This is a genomic window from Cupriavidus pauculus (assembly GCF_022179805.1).
Classification (GTDB): Bacteria; Pseudomonadota; Gammaproteobacteria; order Burkholderiales; family Burkholderiaceae; genus Cupriavidus; species Cupriavidus pauculus_E.
This window is the reverse complement of the sequence record NZ_BPUO01000005.1, coordinates 444,261-464,125: the sequence shown is the minus strand read 5'-3', so window position 1 is coordinate 464,125 and position 19,865 is coordinate 444,261. Positions and strand designations below refer to the sequence as shown.

Below are 19,865 nucleotides of genomic sequence, written 5' to 3'. Positions count from 1 at the left end.
CGATTCATGACGCCCCATTCGACCTCCGATCAGGCAGCGCTGCTGGCGCTGCTGCTGGAACAGGACGCCGACGCGGTGCCCGTTGCCGACACCGCAGCCAACCCGGACGACGCACCGCTGTCGTTCTCGCAGCAACGGCTGTGGTTCCTGCTGCAGTACGAACCGGGCAGCACCGCCTATAACCAGACCCGCGCGTTCGTGCTGCGCGGCGCGCTGGACCATGCCGCGCTGGAAGCCGCGCTGCGGGCCGTGATCGCGCGCCACCCTGCGCTGCGCACGCGCTTCGTTGCCGACGCCGCCACGCCCGGCGCGCTGCCCCGGCAAGTCGTGGAGCACGCGCCGCCGTTCGCGCTGCGGCAGGCCCCGCTCGCCGCCGGTGGCGACGCGCTGCAGGCATGCATCGACGCCGAAGCCGCGCGCCCGTTCGATCTCGGCCAGGCGCCGCTGCTGCGCGCCACGCTGCTGCCCCGTGCCGCCGACGATCACGTGCTGCTGCTGTCGCTGCACCATATCGTGTCCGACGCCGTATCCAACGCGATTATCGCGCGTGACCTGGCCTCGGCCTACGCACAGGCACTGGCCGACGACGACGCCAACCTGCCCGCCCCGGCCGCCAGCTTTGCCGCCCACGCGCGGCGCCAGCGCGAGCGGCTGGACAGCGGTGCGCTCGACACGCAGCGCGACTGGTGGCAGCACATGCTGGGCAGCCACGTTCCCACGCTGCAACTGCCCACCGACCGTCCGCATGGCGGCGATGCGGCGCGCCTTGCACGGCGCGTCGAGACCACGCTGCCCGCGTCGCTGGCCAGCGCGCTGCAAGGCTTCTGCGTGGCCCAGCGCAGCACGCCGTTCGTGGCGCTGCTGGCGGCGTGGCAGGCGTTGCTGGCCCGCTATGCCGGCCAGGACGATTTCGCGGTAGGCGTGCCGCACGCGGGCCGCGGCGACGACGGCCACGACGATGTGGTGGGCTTCTTCGCCAACACCCATGTCTACCGCTCGCGCACCGTGCCCGGCATCACAGGCCGCGCGCTGTGCGACGCGGTGCGCGCTGATGCGCTGGGCGCCCTGCAACACGCCGACCTGCCATTCGAAGTGCTGCTCGACACCATGCAGGTGCCGCGCGATGCCGGCCGCAGCCCGCTGTTCCAGGTCATGTTCAACCTCCGCACCACCACCGGCCCGGCCGCACTGGCGCTGCCCGGCCTGCAAACCGTGCCCGTCGAAGCACGCGCCACCGGCGCCAAATTCGACCTGATCCTCGACGTCGAGATCGATACCCGGCCCGGCGTCGGCGCCATCACGCTCCAGCTCGAATACGACAGCACGCTGTTCGACGCCGCCACGGCCCAGCGCATGCTGCGCCACTACGTCACGCAGTTGTCCGGCCTGCTGGCCCAGCCCGATCTGCCGCTGACCGCCCATTGCCTGCCCGATGGCGGCGACGACGCGTTCCTCGCCAACCAGCTCGCCGCCGGCCGTCCGTTGCAGCGCGTGCCGTCGCCCGAGCCGGCCCATCGCCAGATCCAGCGCCAGGCCGAATCGCGGCCCGACGCCATCGCGCTGCGCCACGGCGACACCAGCGTCAGCTATGGCGAGCTGGAACGCCGTGCCAACCGGCTCGCGCACCGCCTGATCGCGCTGGGCGTGGGCCCCGAAGTGCGCGTCGGCATCGCCGTCGAACGCTCCCCCGCGATGATCGTGGGCCTGCTAGCCATCCTCAAGGCTGGCGGCGCCTACGTGCCGTTCGACCCCGCCTACCCGGCCGAGCGCCTGGCCTACCTGTTCGACGACAGCGGCATCTCCGCGCTGCTGACGCAAGCCAGTCTGCGCGGGCTGCTGCCGCAGCGCGACGGCCTGCCGGCGCTGGAACTCGATGCCGACGACGGCGGAAACTGGCCCGAGACCGCGCCGGACGTGCTGGTTCGCCCCGACCACCTGGCCTACGTGATCTACACCTCCGGCTCCACGGGACGCCCCAAGGGTGCGCAACTGCAGCACGGCAACCTGTCGCGGCTGCTGGCGTCCACGCAGCACTGGTTCGGCTTCTGTGCCGACGACGTCTGGACGCTGTTCCACTCCTACGCATTCGATTTCTCGGTCTGGGAGATCTTCGGCGCGCTGTGCCATGGCGGCGAGCTTGTGATCGTGCCGTTCGACGTGAGCCGCTCGCCGCAGGACTTCGTGGCGCTGCTGCAGCGCGAGCGCGTGACGGTGCTGAACCAGACCCCGTCGGCCTTCCGCGCGCTGCTGGCGCAGCCCGATCTGTATGGCGCGCCGCTGGCGTTGCGTCACGTGATCTTTGGCGGCGAAGCGCTCGACCCGCAGGCGCTACAGCCGTGGATCGACCATTTTGGTGACGCCACGCCGCAACTGATCAATATGTACGGCATCACCGAAACCACGGTGCATGTCACGTATCGCCCGATCACGCGTGCCGATCTGGACCCTGCCAGCCGCGCGCGCAGCCCGATTGGCGACCGCATTCCGGACCTTGGCATGCGCGTGCTCGATCCGGGCCTGAACCCGGTGGCGCCCGGCGTGGCCGGAGAACTCCATATCGCCGGCGACGGCCTGGCGCGTGGCTACCTGAACCGGGCCGGGCTGACCGCCGAACGCTTCATTCCCGACCCGTTCGCCGATGATGGCGCGCGGCTCTACCGCACCGGCGACCTGGCACGCTGGCTGCCCGACGGCCAGCTCGAATACCTGGGCCGGATCGACCAGCAGGTCAAGATTCGCGGCTTCCGTATCGAGCCGGGCGAGATCGAGGCGCGCATCCTGGCGCATGGCGCGGTTGGCAATGTCGCGGTACTGGCCGTCGATGGCCCGGCTGGCGCACGGCTGGTGGCCTACGTGGTGCCGGCGGCCGGCAGCGCGCCGGACATCGCCGCGCTGCGGAACGCCCTGGCCGCCGAACTGCCGGACTACATGGTGCCAGCCGCATTCGTCCTGGTGCCCGCGCTGCCGCTCACGCCCAATGGCAAGCTGAACCGCCACGCGCTGCCGCAGCCGTCATTCGATGGCGGCCAGGCGTTCGTGCCGCCCGAAGGCGCCGCCGAAATCGCGCTGGCCGGGATCTGGGCCGAGGTGCTGGGCGTGCCGCGCATCGGCCGCGCCGACAATTTCTTCGAACTCGGCGGCGACTCGATCCTGAGCCTGCAAATCGTGGCGCGCGCCCGCGCCGCAGGCTGGGTGGTCACGCCGCGCCAGTTGTTCGAGCGCCAGACGCTGGGCGAGCTGGCAGCCGTTGCGACCCCGGTCGCGCACGATGTTGCCGCCGCCCAGGCCATCCCAACCGGCGACGTGCCGTTGCTGCCGATCCAGGACGCCTTCCTCTCCATGCCTGTGGGCAATCGCAACCACTGGAACCAGGCCATACTGCTCGATTGCAGCGAAGCGCCCGACATCGCGGCACTGGGCCTGGCCCTGGCCGATGTCGTCGCCCATCACGACGCGCTGCGCCTGCGCTTTGCCGAGACACCTGACGGCTGGCAGCAATCCTATGCCGACGCCGAACCGTCCACGGACCTGCTGTGGGTCCGCCAGGCCGCATCCGAAGCCGAACGCGTGGCCCATTGCGACGCCGTTCAGCGCAGCCTCGATATCGCGCAAGGCCCGCTGCTGCGCGCCGTGGCGCTGGACACCGCCGGCCACTGGCAACTGCTGGTCGCAATCCACCACCTGGCCGTTGACGGTGTGTCGTGGCGCGTGCTGATCGAAGACCTGCTGACCGCCTATCGCCAGCGCCAGCAAGGCACGGCGCCGACGCTGCCCGCGCGCACCGCTTCGTACCAGCAGTGGTCCCACGCACTGCGCGCCGATGCCGCGTCACGTGACGCAGAACTGGCGCACTGGCAATCGCTGCGCGGCATCGACGGCTCGCTGCCGGCCGACAACCCTGGCGCCGCGCTGCGCGTAGCCGACCGCGCCGAGATCACGCTGTCGCTGCCGGCCGCGCTGACCCAGGCGCTGCTGCAACAAGCGCCCGTGGCCTACCGCACGCGCGTCAACGATCTGCTGCTGACCGCGCTGGCCCGCGCCCTGGCCGACTGGACCGGACGCGCCCAAGTGCTGGTCGACCTGGAAAGCCACGGCCGTGTGACCGGCGTCGACGACGCGCTGGACCTGAGCCGCACGGTCGGCTGGTTCACCACGCTGTACCCGGTGGCGCTTGATGCCACGGCCGACATCGGCCCGGCCATCCAGGCGGTGAAGGAACAACTGCGTGCGGTACCTGGCGAAGGCATCGGCTTCGGGCTGATGCAACGCCTGGGCACGCCCGCTCAACGTAATGCGCTGGCCGCCGTGCCAACGCCCGAGGTGGTCTTCAACTACCTGGGCCAGTTCGATGCCACGCTGGCCGACAACGCGCCGTGGCAGCTTTCCACCGCCGCCACGGGCGCCACGCAGGACCCCACCGCGCCGCTGTCGCACCCGTTATCGGTGGGTGGCCAGGTCATCGACGGGCAGTTGCGCCTGACGCTGGCCTGCAGCTGCGCCCGGCACCAGGCCAGCACCATCGAACGGCTGGCGCAAGCGCTGCGCCGCGAGCTGGAAGCCGTAATCGGCCATTGCGGCGCCCAGGCACGCGGCTTCACGCCGTCCGACTTCCCGCTGGCGCGGCTGTCGCAGGCCCGGCTCGATGCGCTCGGACTCGACCCGGCGCGTGTTCAGGACGTGTACCCGCTGTCGGCGATGCAGTCTGGCATGCTGTTCCACTGCGTCTATGCGCCCGAAGGCAGTGCGTATACGAACCAGTTGCGTGTCGACGTCGACGGCCTGGACCCGGATCGCTTTATTGCCGCGTGGCAGGCGGCGCTGGCCCGCCATGACAGCCTGCGCTGCGGCTTTATCCATCGCGGAGATCAACCGCTGCAATGGGTGGCCAGGGATGTGACGCTGCCCGTGATCGCCGAGGACTGGACCGGACGCGATGCCGTCGACCTGGACCGATTCGCGGCCGATCAACTGGCCCAGCGCTTCGACCTGAACGCGCCGCCGTTGATGCGTCTGGCGCTGCTGCGCACGGGCGCCACGCGCCACCATCTGGTCTGGACCGTGCACCACCTGCTGCTGGACGGCTGGAGCACCGCGCAGTTGCTGGGCGAGGTGCTGCGCCACTATGCGGGCGAGCCCATGGCAGCGAGCGGCAGCCGCTTTGCCGACTACATCGGCTGGCTGCAGGCGCGCGATGGCGCGGCGAGCGAATCGTTCTGGACCGGCCAGTTGCAGGCGCTCGACCAACCGACCCGGCTGCTGGCCGCGCTGCCGTCGCCCGACGCGGGCCACGGGCACACCGAGCAGCACCTGATGCTCGATGCCGCCAATACCACCGCGCTGGCCAACTTCGCACGCGCGCAGAAGGTGACGCTGAACACGCTGGTGCAAGCCGCGTGGCTGCTGGTGCTGCAGCGTTGCACCGGGCAGCCGTGCGTGGCATTTGGCGCCACGGTCGCTGGCCGCCCTGCCGACCTGCCCGCCGCCGAGCGCATGCTCGGCCTGTTCATCAACACGCTGCCCGTGGTGGCCGCACCGCAGCCGCGTCAGGCCGTGGGCGACTGGCTGCGCGACGTGCAGGCGTTGAACCTGGCCCTGCGCGAGCACGAGCACACGCCGCTGTATGACATACAACGCTGGGCCGGCCACGCGGGCCAGGCGCTGTTCGACTCGATCGTCGTGTTCGAGAACTACCCGGTCGACGCGGCGCTGCGCACCGCGCCCGGCGGCCTGCAGTTCAGCAACGTCGGCAATCGCGCCGAAACCAACTACCCGCTTACGCTGGTGCTGGCCCACACCGATACGCTGCGCCTGACCTGCCGCTTCGACCGCGCCGTGCTGGGCGAAGCGCAGGCACGCATGCTGGCGCAAAGCCTGCTGGCTGTAATGCAGCAGATGGCGGCCGATGCAGCCCGGGCGCTGGGGCAGATCGGCATAACCAACCCGACACCCTTGGTTTGCTCCCCTCTCCCGCAAGGCGGGAGAGGGGCTGGGGGTGAGGGCTTGGCGGTGCAAATTGAGACGGATCGGCAAGCAGAGCCTCGACACCCTCACCCCCAACCCCTCTCCCGCAGCGCGGGAGAGGGGAGCCACATATGGAGCGACTGGGAGCAAGGCCAAACTCCCGCGTCCATCCCCCCGTTCGCGCACTACCGCTTCGAGGCCCACGCCGCCACCACGCCCGACGCCGTGGCGCTGGTGGCCGATGGCCAGACCCTGACCTACCGCGAACTGAACCGTCGCGCCAACCTGCTGGCCCGCGACCTGATGGCGCGCGGCATAGGCGCCGACGTGCCCGTGGCGGTCCTGGCCGAACGCTCGGCCGAGATGGTCGTGGCGTTGCTGGCAATCCTGAAGGCGGGTGGCGCCTACGTGCCGCTCGACCCCGAGTACCCGGCCGACCGCCTGGCCTACATGATCGGCAACAGCGGCGCGACCCTGCTGCTGGCCCAGCACGCGGAGCGGCTGCCTGCGCTGCCGGCCTCGCTCGATGTCATCGACCTGTCCCGTCAGTCTCAGGACGCGGGCGATGCCACCAATCCAGCCGTCAACCTGCACGCGAGCCACCTGGCCTACGTGATCTACACCTCGGGCTCCACGGGGCAGCCCAAGGGCGTGGGCGTGTCCCACGGCGCGCTCGCGCACTACCTACAAGGCGTGCTCGGGGAACTGGCGCTGCCGCCTGGGCTGCGTATGGCGATGGTGTCCACGCCAGCCGCCGACCTGGGCCATACGGTGCTGTTCGGCGCGCTGGCCAGCGGCGCCGCGCTGCACCTGCCCGAGCGCCGTTGCGTGTTCGACGCTGCCGCGTTCGCGCGCTATATGGCCGCGCACCGCATCGACGTGCTCAAGATCGTGCCCAGCCATCTGCGTGCGCTGCTCGATGGCGCGGCGGCTGCCGGTGCGGCCCCGCACGACGTGCTGCCGGCCCACACGCTGGTGCTCGGCGGCGAAGCCTGCGACGCGGCACTGCGTGCGCGCATCCATGCCGACCGCCCCGGCTGCCGGCTGGTCAACCACTATGGCCCGACCGAAACCACGGTTGGCGTGCTGGTGCACGTGGCCGGTACCACGCCGCAACCGGGCGCGGGCCTGCCACTGGGCCAGCCGCTGCCCGATACCGTCGCATACGTACTCGACGCCGCACTGGCGCCGCTGCCTGACGGCGTGGCCGGCGAGCTGTACCTGGGCGGCCCCGGCCTGGCGCGCGGCTACCTGGGCCGTGCCGCGCTGACGGCAGACCGCTTCGTGCCCGATCCGTTCTCGCAACGCGGCGCGCGGCTCTATCGCACCGGCGACCGCGTGCGGCGCCGCGCCGATGGCCTGTTCGAATACCTGGGCCGTATCGACGACCAGGTCAAGATTCGCGGCTTCCGTGTGGAACCGGGCGAAATCGGTGCGCAACTGGCCGCGCTGCCTGGCATTCGGCAGGCGGCCGTCGTGGCGGAATCCACCGACAGCGGCCTGCAACTGGTCGGTTACGCGGTGCCCGATGCCGGTACGCAGGCCGATGCCGCAGAACTACGCCGCGCACTGGCCGCCGTACTGCCGGGCCATATGGTGCCGGCCGCGATCGTCGTGCTCGACGCCTTGCCGCTGACCGCCAACGGCAAGCTCGACCGCCGCGCGCTGCCCCGCGCCGATGCGCCGGCCCCGGTTGCCGGCGAGCCGCCGCAGGGCGATCTGGAAACGCGGCTGGCCGCCATCTGGCAAGACCTGCTGCACGTGCCGGCTGTGAGCCGCCACGACAACTTCTTTGCATTGGGCGGCCATTCCCTGCTGGCCGTCCAGCTTCTGTCCCGCATCCAGGGCGAACTCGGTATCGACGCGCCGCTGGCGCTGCTGTTCGGCGCCGCGTCGCTGGCCGAACTGGCCGCTGCGCTGCCCGCGCAGCATCGCCATGCCGATGAAGCCGCCCTGCTGGAACTCGAAGCGTTCGCCAATTCCCTGGAGTCAGTCTGAATGATCGAAGCCAACACCGCGGCCCGTCTGGCCGCGCGTTTTGCCACGCTGGCGCCGGCGCAGCGCCGCGCCTTTCTCGACAAGATGGCCGAGCAAGGCATCGCGTTCTCGCAACTGCCCATTCCCGCACTGCCGCGCGCGCAGGCGTCGTCTCCGTTTGATGCGCCGCTGTCGTACGCCCAGCAGCGCCAGTGGTTCCTGCACCGCTTCGAGCCCGATAGCGCTGCGTACCACATCAGCAGCAGCGTGGACCTGCGCGGCACGCTCGACGTCACCGCCCTGCACGCGGCATTTGCCACGCTGGCCGCGCGCCATGAAGCGCTGCGCAGCGCGTTCGTGGCCGATGCCGACGGCAATGTGCGCCAGGTGGTCCACCCGGCCGCCACCATCGCCCTGCCGCTGACGGACCTGTCGGCCGACCCTGCCGCCGCCGACGACCAGGCCGCCGCGCTGGCCGAAGCCCCGTTCGACCTGGCACGCGCCCCGCTGCTGCGCGTGCACCTGCTGAAGCTCGGCCCCCAGACGCACCGCCTGGTGCTGGTGATGCACCACATCGTGTCCGACGGCTGGTCGATGCAGTTGCTGATCGACGAACTGGCCGCCGCGTACCGTGCGCAGTCTGCGGGACAGGCGTTGTCGCTGCCGGTCGCGCCGATTGGCTATGCCGACTATGCGGCCTGGCAACGGAACTGGCTCGAAGCCGGCGAACAGGCGCGCCAACTGTCCTGGTGGTGCGATACGCTGGCCGGCGCGCCCGATGTGCTGGCGCTGCCCGCCGACCGGCCGCGCCCCGCCACCGCGACCTATGTGGCGCAGCGGTGCGAGATCGACATCCCCGACGCGCTCGCCACCGCCTTGCGCGAACGCGCCCAGGCCAAGGGCGGCACGCTGTCCATGGCCTTGCTGGCGGGCTTTCATGCGCTGCTCTATCGCTATACGGGCAGCGCCGATATCTGCGTGGGCATGCCGGTGGCGGGCCGCAACCGCATTGAAACCGAGCGCGTAGTGGGCCTGTTCGTCAACACGCAGATCGTGCGCGCCCGCATCGACGGCCGCCAGCCGTTGTCGGCGCTGCTCGACGGCGTGCGGCAGGCCGTGCTGGGCGCGCAGGCGCATCAGGACCTGCCGTTCGAGCAATTGGTGGATGCGCTGCAGCCCGAGCGCAGCATGAGCTACCACCCGCTGTTCCAGGTGGTGCACAACCACCGCCGGGGCGACCGTGCGGCGCGTGTGTCGCTGCCGGGCCTGGAACTTGAAAGCGCGCCGGTGGGCGAACGCACCACGGCGCTGGAGTTGACGCTCGACACGCGCGAGGACTCCGCCGGACGCGTGCACGCGTGCTTCCACTATGCGCAGGAGCTGTTCGACGCCGCCACCGCCCACCGGCTGGCGCGCCACTACCTGCGGCTGCTGCGCCAACTGGCCGACGATCCCGCACTGGCCCTTGATGCCGTCGACCTGCTCGACCCCGCCGAGCGCGACAGCCTGCTGGCGCTAGGCCACGGCGAGGTGCCGGCCGACGACTGCATGCCCGTGCACGCCCACATCGCCCGCCACGCCGCCGCGCACCCCGATGCCGTGGCCGTGATCTGTGGGGAGCAAACGCTGCGGTATGGTGACCTGCTGGACCGCGCCGACCGCCTGGCCGCCGTGCTGCATGCACGTGGCATCGGCCCGGACGACCGCGTCGGCATTGCGCTATCCCGCTCGCCCGACATCATCGTCGCGTTGCTGGCTGTGATGCGGGCCGGGGCGGCCTACGTACCGTTCGACCCGGCCTATCCCAAGGACCGTCTGGCCTACCTGTTCGACGACAGTGCGATCCGCCTGCTGGTCACCGAGCCGGCGCTGCTCGACACGTTGCCCGCTCCCGCTGCGTTACCCGTGCTCACGCTCGACATGGTCTCAGCCGACACGGCGCCGCTGGCCGAGATCGCCGTGCATCCAGATCAGCTCGCTTACGTGATCTACACCTCGGGCTCTACGGGCCGACCCAAGGGCGTCTGCGTGGCCCATGGCCCGCTGGCGATGCATATCGCCGCGACAATCGACGCCTACGAGATGGGCACCCACTCGCGCGAACTGCACTTCCTGTCGTTCGCGTTCGATGGCGCCCATGAGCGTTGGCTCAGCGCGCTGGCTTGCGGCGGTTCGCTGGTGCTGCGCGACGACACACTGTGGACGTCCGAGCAGACCGCTTCGGCCATGGCTCGGCACGGCGTCACCAATGCAGGCTTTCCGCCCGCGTACCTGCGCCAGTTGGCCGAGTACTGCGAGCACACGGGCCAGCATCCGCCGGTATCGCTCTACTCGTTCGGTGGCGAGGCGATGTCGCGTGCCGGCTTCGCCCAGGCCCGTCGGGCGTTGGGGGCACAGACCTATATCAACGGCTACGGCCCGACCGAAACCGTGGTCACGCCGATGGTCTGGAAGGTGCGCGCCGATGCGCCGGGTGCCGATTTTGCCGGCACGTACGCGCCCATCGGCCGCCCCGTGGGTGATCGCCGCTGCTATCTGCTCGATGCCGAACTCAACCTCGTGCCGTCCGGCGTGGCTGGCGAGTTGTACATCGGCGGCGAAGGGCTGGCACGTGGCTACCTGAACCGCCCCGGCATGACCGCCGAGCGCTTTATTCCGGACCCGTTCGCCGATAACGGCGCCCGGTTGTACCGCACTGGCGACCTCGCACGCTGGCTGCCCGATGGCCAGCTTGAATACCTGGGCCGTATCGACCAGCAGCTCAAGATTCGCGGCTTCCGCATCGAGCCCGGCGAAATCGAGGCCCGTATCGCCGCCCAGCCAGACGTGGCCGAAGCGGCCGTGCTGGCCGTTGAAGGGCCTTCCGGTGCGCGACTGGCTGCCTATGTCGTACCCGCCAACGGTGCCACTGTCGATGTCCAAAAAATCCGCACCGCACTGGCCGCCGAACTGCCCGACTACATGGTGCCGGCCGCCTTCGTGGTGCTAGACGCCCTGCCGCTCACGCCCAACGGCAAGCTCGACCGCCGCGCGCTGCCCGCGCCCGTGTTCGACAGCGCGCAAGAGTTTGTCGCGCCCGAGACCGGCGCCGAAACCGCGCTGGCCGCGATCTGGGCCGAGATACTGGGCCTGCCGCGCGTGGGCCGTGCCGACAATTTCTTCGAACTCGGCGGCGACTCGATCCTGAGCCTGCAAATCGTGGCGCGCGCCCGGTCGGCCGGCTGGGTGATCACGCCACGCCAGATGTTCGAACGCCAGACGCTGGCGGAACTGGCCGCCGTGGCCGCGCCCGTGGCCGACCAGGTCAATGTCGATGACGCGACGCCCACCGGCGACGTGCCGCTGCTGCCCATCCAGTCCGACTACTTCGTGACGCCGATGCCCCGGCGTAACCACTGGAACCAGTCGGTGCTGCTCGATTGCCGCGACGCCCTCGATACCGACGCGCTGCGGCTGGCACTGGCCGATGTCGTGGCCCGTCACGACGCGCTGCGCCTGCGTTTCACGCAGGTAGCGGGTGCCTGGCGGCAGTCCTATGCCGATGCCGAGTCGTGCGCGGACCTGCTCTGGGTGCGCGCGGCCACATCGGAAGCCGAACGCCTGGCCCACTGCGAGGCCGCCCAGCGCAGCCTCGATATCACGCAGGGGCCGCTGCTGCGCGCGGTGGCAGTACAAACCGCCGATCAGTGGCAACTGCTGCTCGTGGTGCACCACCTGGTGGTCGATAGCGTGTCGTGGCGCGTGCTGGTCGATGACCTGTTCGCCGCTTACCGTCAGCGGCTGCAGGGCACGCCGCCCACGTTGGCCCGTACCGCGTCGTACCAGCGCTGGTCGCTGGCGCTGCGCGACCACGCCGCCCGCATCACGGACGAACTGGAACATTGGCAGGCGCTGGCCGCCATCGACGGCACGCTGCCCTCCGATCACAGCGATACCTCGCCAACCATTTCAGACCGCGCAAGCGTCGCCGTGACCCTGCCCGCCGAGGTCACGCAGGCGCTGCTGCAGCGCGCGCCCGGCGCCTATCGCACACGCGTCAACGACCTGCTGCTGACGGCGCTCGCCCGCGCCCTGTCGGGCTGGTCCGCGCGGCCGCAGGTACTGATCGACCTGGAGAGCCACGGCCGCGCCGCCGGCGTGGACGACGCCATCGACCTGAGCCGCACGGTCGGCTGGTTCACGACGATGTTTCCGGTGGCGCTCGATGCCACCGGGAACATCGGCCCGGCCATCCAGGCAGTGAAGGAACAACTGCGCGCCGTGCCCGGCGAGGGCATTGGCTTTGGCCTGCTGCGCCGCCTTGGCTCGCCCGCCCAGCAACAGGCGCTGGCGGCAGTACCCAAGCCCGAGGTGGTATTCAACTACCTGGGTCAGGTCGATTCCAGCCTGGCCGACGACGCGCCCTGGCAGCTTTCCGCTGCCGGTACCGGCGCCAACCAGGACCCGGCCACGCCGCTCTCGCATCCGTTGTCGGTCAGCGGGCAGGTGCGCAACGGCCAGTTGACGCTGTCGCTGGCCTACGCCGGCACCCGCTATCAGGCGTCGACGATCGAAGCGCTGGCCGCCGCATTCCGCGACGAACTGCAGGCCGTGGTGGATCACTGCACGTCCGGTGCCGCCGGGCTGACGCCATCGGACTTTCCGCTGGCACGCGTGTCGCAGGCCGAACTCGACGCGCTGGCGCTCGATCCAGCCACCACGCAAGACGTCTATCCGCTGTCGCCAATGCAGGCCGGCATGCTGTTCCACAGCGTGTTTTCCGATCACGGCAGCGCCTACACCAACCAGTTGCGCGTCGACATCGATGGCGTCGACCCGCAGCGCTTCACTGCTGCCTGGCAGGCCGCGCTGGCGCGGCACGACAGCCTGCGCTGCGGCTTCCTGCATCGCGCCGGCCAGCCGCTGCAGTGGGTGGCAAAGCACGTGACGCTGCCGGTGACCGTCGAGGACTGGACCGGCCGCGACGCCGCCGAAATCGACGCGTTCGCCGCCAGCCAGCGCGCCCAGGGCTTCGACCTGGAACAGCCGCCGCTGATGCGCGTGGCGCTGCTGCGCACGGGCACCACGCGACATCACCTGGTCTGGACCGTCCACCACCTGCTGCTGGATGGCTGGAGCACTGCGCAACTGCTGGGCGAAGTGCTGCGCCACTATGCGGGCGACGCGCTGGCGCCCACGGCGGGCCGCTTCGCCGACTACATCGGCTGGCTGCAGTCGCGCGATACCGACGCGAGCCGCGCGTTCTGGCAGGGGCAACTGCTGCCGCTGGACGAACCCACGCGCCTGCTGACCGCACTGCCGGCACCCGTGACCGGCGAGACGGGCCAGGGCGAGCAGCAGCATGAACTCGATGCCGGCGAGACCGCCGCGCTGGCCGCGTTTGCGCGCACGCAGAAGGTGACGCTGAACACGCTGGTGCAGGCCGCGTGGCTGCTGGTGCTCCAGCGCTGCACCAGCCAGCCCTGCGTGGCGTTTGGCGCCACCGTGGCCGGACGTCCGGCCGAACTGCCGGCATCGCAGCAGATGCTGGGGCTGTTCATCAACACGCTGCCCGTGGTGGCGGCGCCGCAGCCGCAGCAACCCGTGGGCGACTGGCTGCGCCACGTGCAGGCGCTGAACCTGGCCCTGCGCGAGCACGAGCACACGCCGCTCTACGAGGTGCAGCGCTGGGCCGGCCAGAGCGGCCAGGCGCTGTTCGACTCGATCGTCGTCTTCGAAAACTACCCGGTGGACGCCGCACTGCGCCGCACGCCGGACGGCGTCGCGTTCTCGGGCGTGCGCAACGTGGCGGAAACCAATTACCCGCTGACGCTGCTGTTCGCCCACACCGATACGCTGCACCTGACCTGCCGCTTCGACCGCGCGCTGCTGGGCGGCGTCGAAGCGCGGCAACTGGCGGACAGCCTGTTCGCCATGCTGCGTCAGATGGCGGCCGATGCCACGCGCCCGCTCGCGGCCATCGGCCTGCTGGCGCCCGCCGACGCACAAGCCGCGCTGGCGCTGGGCACCGCCACGGAGCCCTATCCCGCAGCCACCCCCGTGCACCGGCTGTTCGAGGTGCGTGCCGCCGAACAGCCCGATGCCATCGCGCTGTGCTTCGGCGACCAGTTGCTGACCTACGCCGCGCTGAATCGCCGCGCCAACGCGCTCGCACACCGGCTCGTCGCGCGTGGTGTGGGGCCTGACGTGGCCGTCGGCGTGCTGGCCGAGCGTTCGGTGGAAATGGTGGTGGCGCTGCTCGCCATCATGAAGGCCGGCGGCGCCTATGTGCCGTTCGACCCCGACTACCCGGCCGACCGGCTGGCGTACATGATCGAGGACAGCGGCGTGGCGCTGGTGCTGGTGCAGCGGCCTGATGCCATGCCCGCGCTGTCCCGCCCCGTCGAAACACTCGACCTGACCGCCCCGGCCTTGTACGCCGACGGCGGCGACACCAATCCCGCCCCGGCCCTGTCGCCGGAACATCTGGCCTACGTGATCTATACGTCCGGGTCCACCGGGCGGCCGAAAGGTGCCGGCAACCGGCACGGCGCGCTGTTCAACCGGCTCTGGTGGATGCAGCGGCAATACCGGCTCGATTCCGCCGACACGGTGCTGCAGAAGACACCGTTCAGCTTCGACGTGTCGGTCTGGGAGTTCTTCTGGCCGCTGATGACCGGTGCGCAGCTGGCGCTGGCGGCGCCCGGAGACCATCGCGATCCGCAGCGGATTGCCGCGCTGATCGCGCACCATCGCATCACGACACTGCACTTCGTGCCGTCGATGCTGCAGGCGTTCGTCGCCGACGACAGCATCGCGGCATCGTGCAGCAGCCTGCGCCATATCGTCTGCAGCGGCGAGGCGCTGCCCGCCGACCTGGCACGCCGCGCGATGACGCTGCTGCCGCACGCCGGTCTGCATAACCTCTACGGACCGACCGAAGCGGCCATCGACGTCACGCACTGGACCTGCCGCGACGACGCCGGCCATTCGGTGCCGATCGGGCGCCCCATCGCCAACGTCAGCGCGTACGTGCTGGACGCAGCGCTGCATCCGGTGCCCACCGGCGTGGCGGGCGAGCTGTACCTGGGCGGCGCCGGACTGGGACGTGGCTACCTGGGCCGCGCGGCGTTGACGTCCGAGCGCTTTGTCGCCGATCCTCACAGCCAGCACGGCGAGCGCCTGTACCGCACCGGCGACCTGGCGCGGCGTCGCGACGATGGCCAGATCGAATATCTGGGCCGGCTCGACCACCAGGTCAAGATTCGCGGCCTGCGCATCGAACTGGGTGAGATCGAGGCCCGGCTGCTGGCGCACGAGAGCGTGCGCGAAGCGATTGTCATCGCGCGCACCGAGGAAGGTCCGGCGCGGCTGGTGGCCTACCTGGTGGCCGCCGCCGATGCCGTGATCGACACCGACACGCTGCGCGACTGGCTGGCCGAGGCGCTGCCCGACTACATGGTGCCGGGCGCGCTGATCGTGCTGGATCGCATGCCGGTCACGCCCAACGGCAAGCTCGACCGCCGCGCGCTGCCGGCGCCCGAGTTCACGGGCACTGCCGTGTACGAGGCGCCGGCCGAAGGCATCGAAGCCACGCTGGCCGACGTCTGGAGCGCCGTGCTCAAGCTGGCGCGCGTGGGCCGCGCCGACAACTTCTTCGAACTGGGCGGCGATTCGATCCTGAGCCTGCAAATTGTCGCGCGCATGCGTGCGGCGGGCTGGCATCTGACGCCCAAGCAACTGTTCGAACGCCAGACGCTGGCCGAGGTGGCCGCTGCAGTGACGCCGCTGGCCGAGCGCGCGCCGGCTGTGCCGGCCGCTTCCACCCTGCGCCGCGACGTCCGGGACACCCTGCGCAGCGAGGACTTCCCGCTGGCGAGGCTGGCGCAGCCGCAACTCGACGGTCTGGGCCTGGAAGCCGCGCAGGTGCAGGACATCTATCCGCTGTCGCCGATGCAGGCCGGCATGCTGTACCACAGCGTGGCGCGTGCCGATGCCGGCAATGCCTATATCAACCAGTTGCGCGTCGACATCGACGGGCTCGAACCCGAGCGCTTCGTGCAGGCGTGGCGCGACACGCTGGCCAGCCACGACACGCTGCGCACGGGCTTCATTCCGCGCGGCGACCAGCCGTTGCAATGGGTGGCGCACGACGTGCCGCTACCGTTCGATGCGCACGACTGGACCGGGCACGATGCCGAATCAGTGCCGGCAGCGCTCGACGCGCTGGCCGCCGCCGAACTGGCGCGTGGCTTCGATCTCGAACGGCCGCCGCTGATGCGACTGGCGCTGGTCCGCACCGGTGCTGCGCGCCATCACCTCGTGTGGACCGTGCACCATCTGCTGGTGGACGGCTGGAGCACGTCGCAACTGCTGGGCGAAGTGCTCCAGCGCTATGCCGGCCAGCACGTGGCCGCGCCGGAAGGCCGCTTTGCCGACTATATCGGCTGGCTGCAGACGCGCGACGCCGATGCCGCCCAATCGTTCTGGTCTGGTGCGCTAGCGGGCTTCGACACCCCGACGCGCCTGGCCGAGACACTGCCGACGCCGGCCAGCGGTGACGGCTACGGCCTGCTGCAGCATGCCTGCAGCGCCGAGATGACCGAGCGCCTGGCGGCCTACGCCCGCGCGCAGAAGGTCACGATCAATACCGTGGTGCAAGCTGCGTGGCTGCTGCTGTTGCAGCGATATACGGGCCAGCAGCGCGTGGCATTTGGCGCCACGGTGGCCGGCCGCCCGGCCGAGGTGCCGGGCGCCCAGCAGATGCTGGGGCTGTTCATCAACACGCTGCCGGTACTGGCTACGCCGAGCGCGGGGCAGGACGTGGGCGACTGGCTGCGCGAACTGCAGTCGTTCAACCTGTCGGCGCGCGAGCACGGCCACACGCCGCTCTCGGACATCCAGCGCTGGGGCGGCCAGGCCGGCCAGCGCCTGTTCGACAGCATCCTCGTGTTCGAGAACTTCCCGCTCGAAGACGCGCTGGACTCGGCCACGCGCAGCGGCCTGCGCCTGGAAACGCAAGGCAGCACGGGCCTGACCGAATACGAGATGGACGTCGAGGTCAGCCTGCGGCAGACGCTGCGGCTCAGCTTCACCTATATGCGGCGCGCATTCGACGCCACGCAGGTGGAGCGGATTTGCGCGCAGATGATGGCGCTGCTGGCGTCGGTCGGCACGGCGCAAACCGTCGGCGAACTCGGCCTGCTGAGCCCCGACGAGCGCCGCGCGCTGCTGGCGCTGGGTCAGGGCGAGATTCCCGCCGCCGACGGCCTGCCGGTGCACGCCCATATCGCCCGCCATGCTGCCGCGCAGCCCGATGCCGTGGCCGTGATCTGCGGCGAGCAAACGCTGCGGTACGGCGACCTGCTGAACCGCGCCGACCGCCTGGCCGCCGTGCTGCACGCACGTGGCATCGGCCCGGACGACCGCGTCGGCATCGCGCTGTCCCGCTCGCCCGACATCGTCGTCGCATTGCTGGCTGTGATGCGGGCCGGGGCGGCCTACGTACCGTTCGACCCGGCCTATCCCAAGGACCGTCTGGCCTATCTGTTCGACGACAGCGCAATCCGTCTGCTGGTGACCGAGCCGGCCTTGCTCGACAGCCTGCCCGCCCCGGCCGCCCTGCCCGTGCTCACGCTCGACATGGTCCCGGCCGACGTGGCGCCATTGGCCGAGGTCGCCGTGCATCCGGACCAGTTGGCCTACGTGATCTACACCTCGGGCTCCACCGGACGCCCCAAGGGCGTCTGCGTGGCCCATGGACCGCTGGCGATGCATATTGCGGCCACTATCGATGCCTACGAGATGGGCACCCATTCGCGCGAACTGCATTTCCTGTCGTTCGCGTTCGATGGCGCCCACGAGCGCTGGCTCAGCGCGCTGGCTTGCGGCGGTTCGCTGGTATTGCGCGACGATGCACTGTGGACGCCCGAGCAGGCCGCTTCGGCCATGGCCCGGCACGGCGTCACCAACGCCGGGTTCCCGCCCGCGTACCTGCGCCAGTTGGCCGAGTACTGCGAGCAGACCGGCCAGCATCCGCCGGTATCGCTGTACTCGTTCGGTGGCGAGGCGATGTCGCGTGCCGGCTTCGCCCAGGCCCGTCGGGCGTTGGGGGCACAGACCTATATCAACGGCTACGGCCCGACCGAAACCGTGGTCACGCCGATGGTCTGGAAGGTGCGCGCCGATGCGCCGGGTGCCGATTTTGCCGGCACGTACGCGCCGATCGGCCGCCCGGTGGGCGATCGCCGCTGCTATCTGCTCGACGCCGAACTCAACCTCGTGCCGCCCGGCGTGGCTGGCGAGTTGTACATCGGTGGCGAAGGGTTGGCACGTGGCTACCTGAACCGCCCCGGCATGACTGCCGAGCGTTTCATCCCTGACCCGTTTGCCGACAACGGCGCCCGGTTGTACCGCACCGGCGACCTCGCACGCTGGCTGCCCGATGGCCAGCTTGAATACCTGGGCCGCATCGACCAGCAGCTCAAGATCCGGGGTTTCCGGATCGAACCCGGTGAAATCGAAGCCCGTATCGCCGCCCAGCCAAACGTGGCCGAAGCGGCCGTGCTGGCCGTCGAAGGGCCTTCCGGTGCGCGGTTGGCCGCCTACGTGGTGCCGACCAACGGCGCCACGGTCGATGTCCGGGCCGTCCGCACCGCCCTGGCCGCCGAACTGCCCGACTACATGGTGCCGGCTGCCTTCGTGGTGCTCGACGCCCTGCCGCTCACGCCCAACGGCAAGCTCGACCGCCGTGTGCTGCCCGCGCCGGAGGCCGATCACGCCGACCGCTATGTTGCGCCGCGCAGCGAGGCGCAGCGTTGGCTGGCCGGGGTGTGGCAGGACGTACTGGGCGTGGAGCGCGTGGGTCTGGACGACAACTTCTTCACGCTTGGCGGCGATTCGCTGCTGAGCCTGAAGGTGATTTCGCGCGTGCGGGCCAACAAGGCGCTGGGAATCGACCTCAAATTGCGTGACCTGATGCGCACGCCGACTATCGGCCAGTTGCTGCCCGATGACGCGGCCGATGGCACGCCAGCCGCCGCCCCGCCGGCCGCGCTGCGCGTGCTGGCGCAAGGCCCGGCCGGTGGCACGCTACCGCCCGTGGCCTGCGTGCACGCGGCGCTGGGCACGCTGTTCGACTACGACGCCATCGTCGCGCAGCTAGGCAGCCAGCGCACCGTGTATGGCTTCCAGTCCCGTGCACTGGTCGATCCGGCCTGGCAGGACGGCTCGCTGGCCGCCATTGCCGCCGACTACGTGCGCGAATGGCGCGCGGCGCAGCCGCAGGGCCCGTACCTGCTGCTGGGCTGGTCGCTGGGCGCCACGCTGGCGACGTGGATGGCCCGCGAACTCGAAGCGCAGGGGCAGACCGTGCAGTGGCTCGGTCTGGTCGATCCATTCGTCCCGGAGAGCGTCGCTGACGCCAACCGGGCGGGCTGGCCAGCTGCCCTGGCCGAGTTTGCCGCGCAGCTGCTGCCGGGCGCGGGTCCGCTGACGGTGCCTGATAGCACCGCCCAGGCCCCCGATACCGCCAGCGTCAGCGCATTGCTGGCGCCGCTTGTGGGGTCAACACGCGCGCCTTCGGCGGGCCTTGGCGCCGACGAACTGGCGCAGATGTTCGTCGCCGCGCATCGGCTCGGGGCGCTTGTGGCACGCGAATCCGCCATACCTGTCGTGCAGGCGCCACGCTCTGTGTGGTGGCGTACGGGTCGGGATGACGCCATCGCGCGACTCGCCGGCTGGCAGGGAGCGCCGTGGCGCGAGGCCGCGCTCGATGGCGTCGACCACCATGCAATCGTCCGCGATGCCCGGCTGCTGGCCGATATTGGCCAACAGCTCGCCACTGACACGGGGAATTCACGCGACCGCCAATCCCCTGCGGCCGCCGTGGACACTCGGCCCGCAACCCTCCCGACGTAGGTAAAGTGCAACACCCTTGTCATGGAAAT

General features: G+C 70.4%; 2 protein-coding genes. Both read left to right on the top strand.

Features of this window, described 5'->3' with window-relative positions; translation table 11 throughout:
- The first annotated feature begins 6 nt into the window (after positions 1-6).
- Positions 7-7,959 (top strand): non-ribosomal peptide synthetase, encoded by a 7,953-nt coding sequence (locus MFF62_RS13025; RefSeq protein WP_238263527.1) that lies wholly within the window; start codon positions 7-9, stop codon positions 7,957-7,959.
- Positions 7,960-19,836: a non-ribosomal peptide synthetase gene (locus MFF62_RS13020; RefSeq protein ID WP_238263526.1), complete on the top strand. Its 11,877-nt coding sequence runs from the start codon at positions 7,960-7,962 to the stop codon at positions 19,834-19,836. It begins immediately after the preceding gene.
- Positions 19,837-19,865: the final 29 nt, after the last annotated feature.

What these genes read in the sequence shown, in the direction of transcription:
- MFF62_RS13025 (WP_238263527.1), top strand. Translation starts at nt 7, where the DNA reads ATGACGCCCCATTCGACCTCCGATCAGGCAGCGCTGCTGGCGCTGCTG.
- MFF62_RS13020 (WP_238263526.1), top strand. Translation starts at nt 7,960, where the DNA reads ATGATCGAAGCCAACACCGCGGCCCGTCTGGCCGCGCGTTTTGCCACG.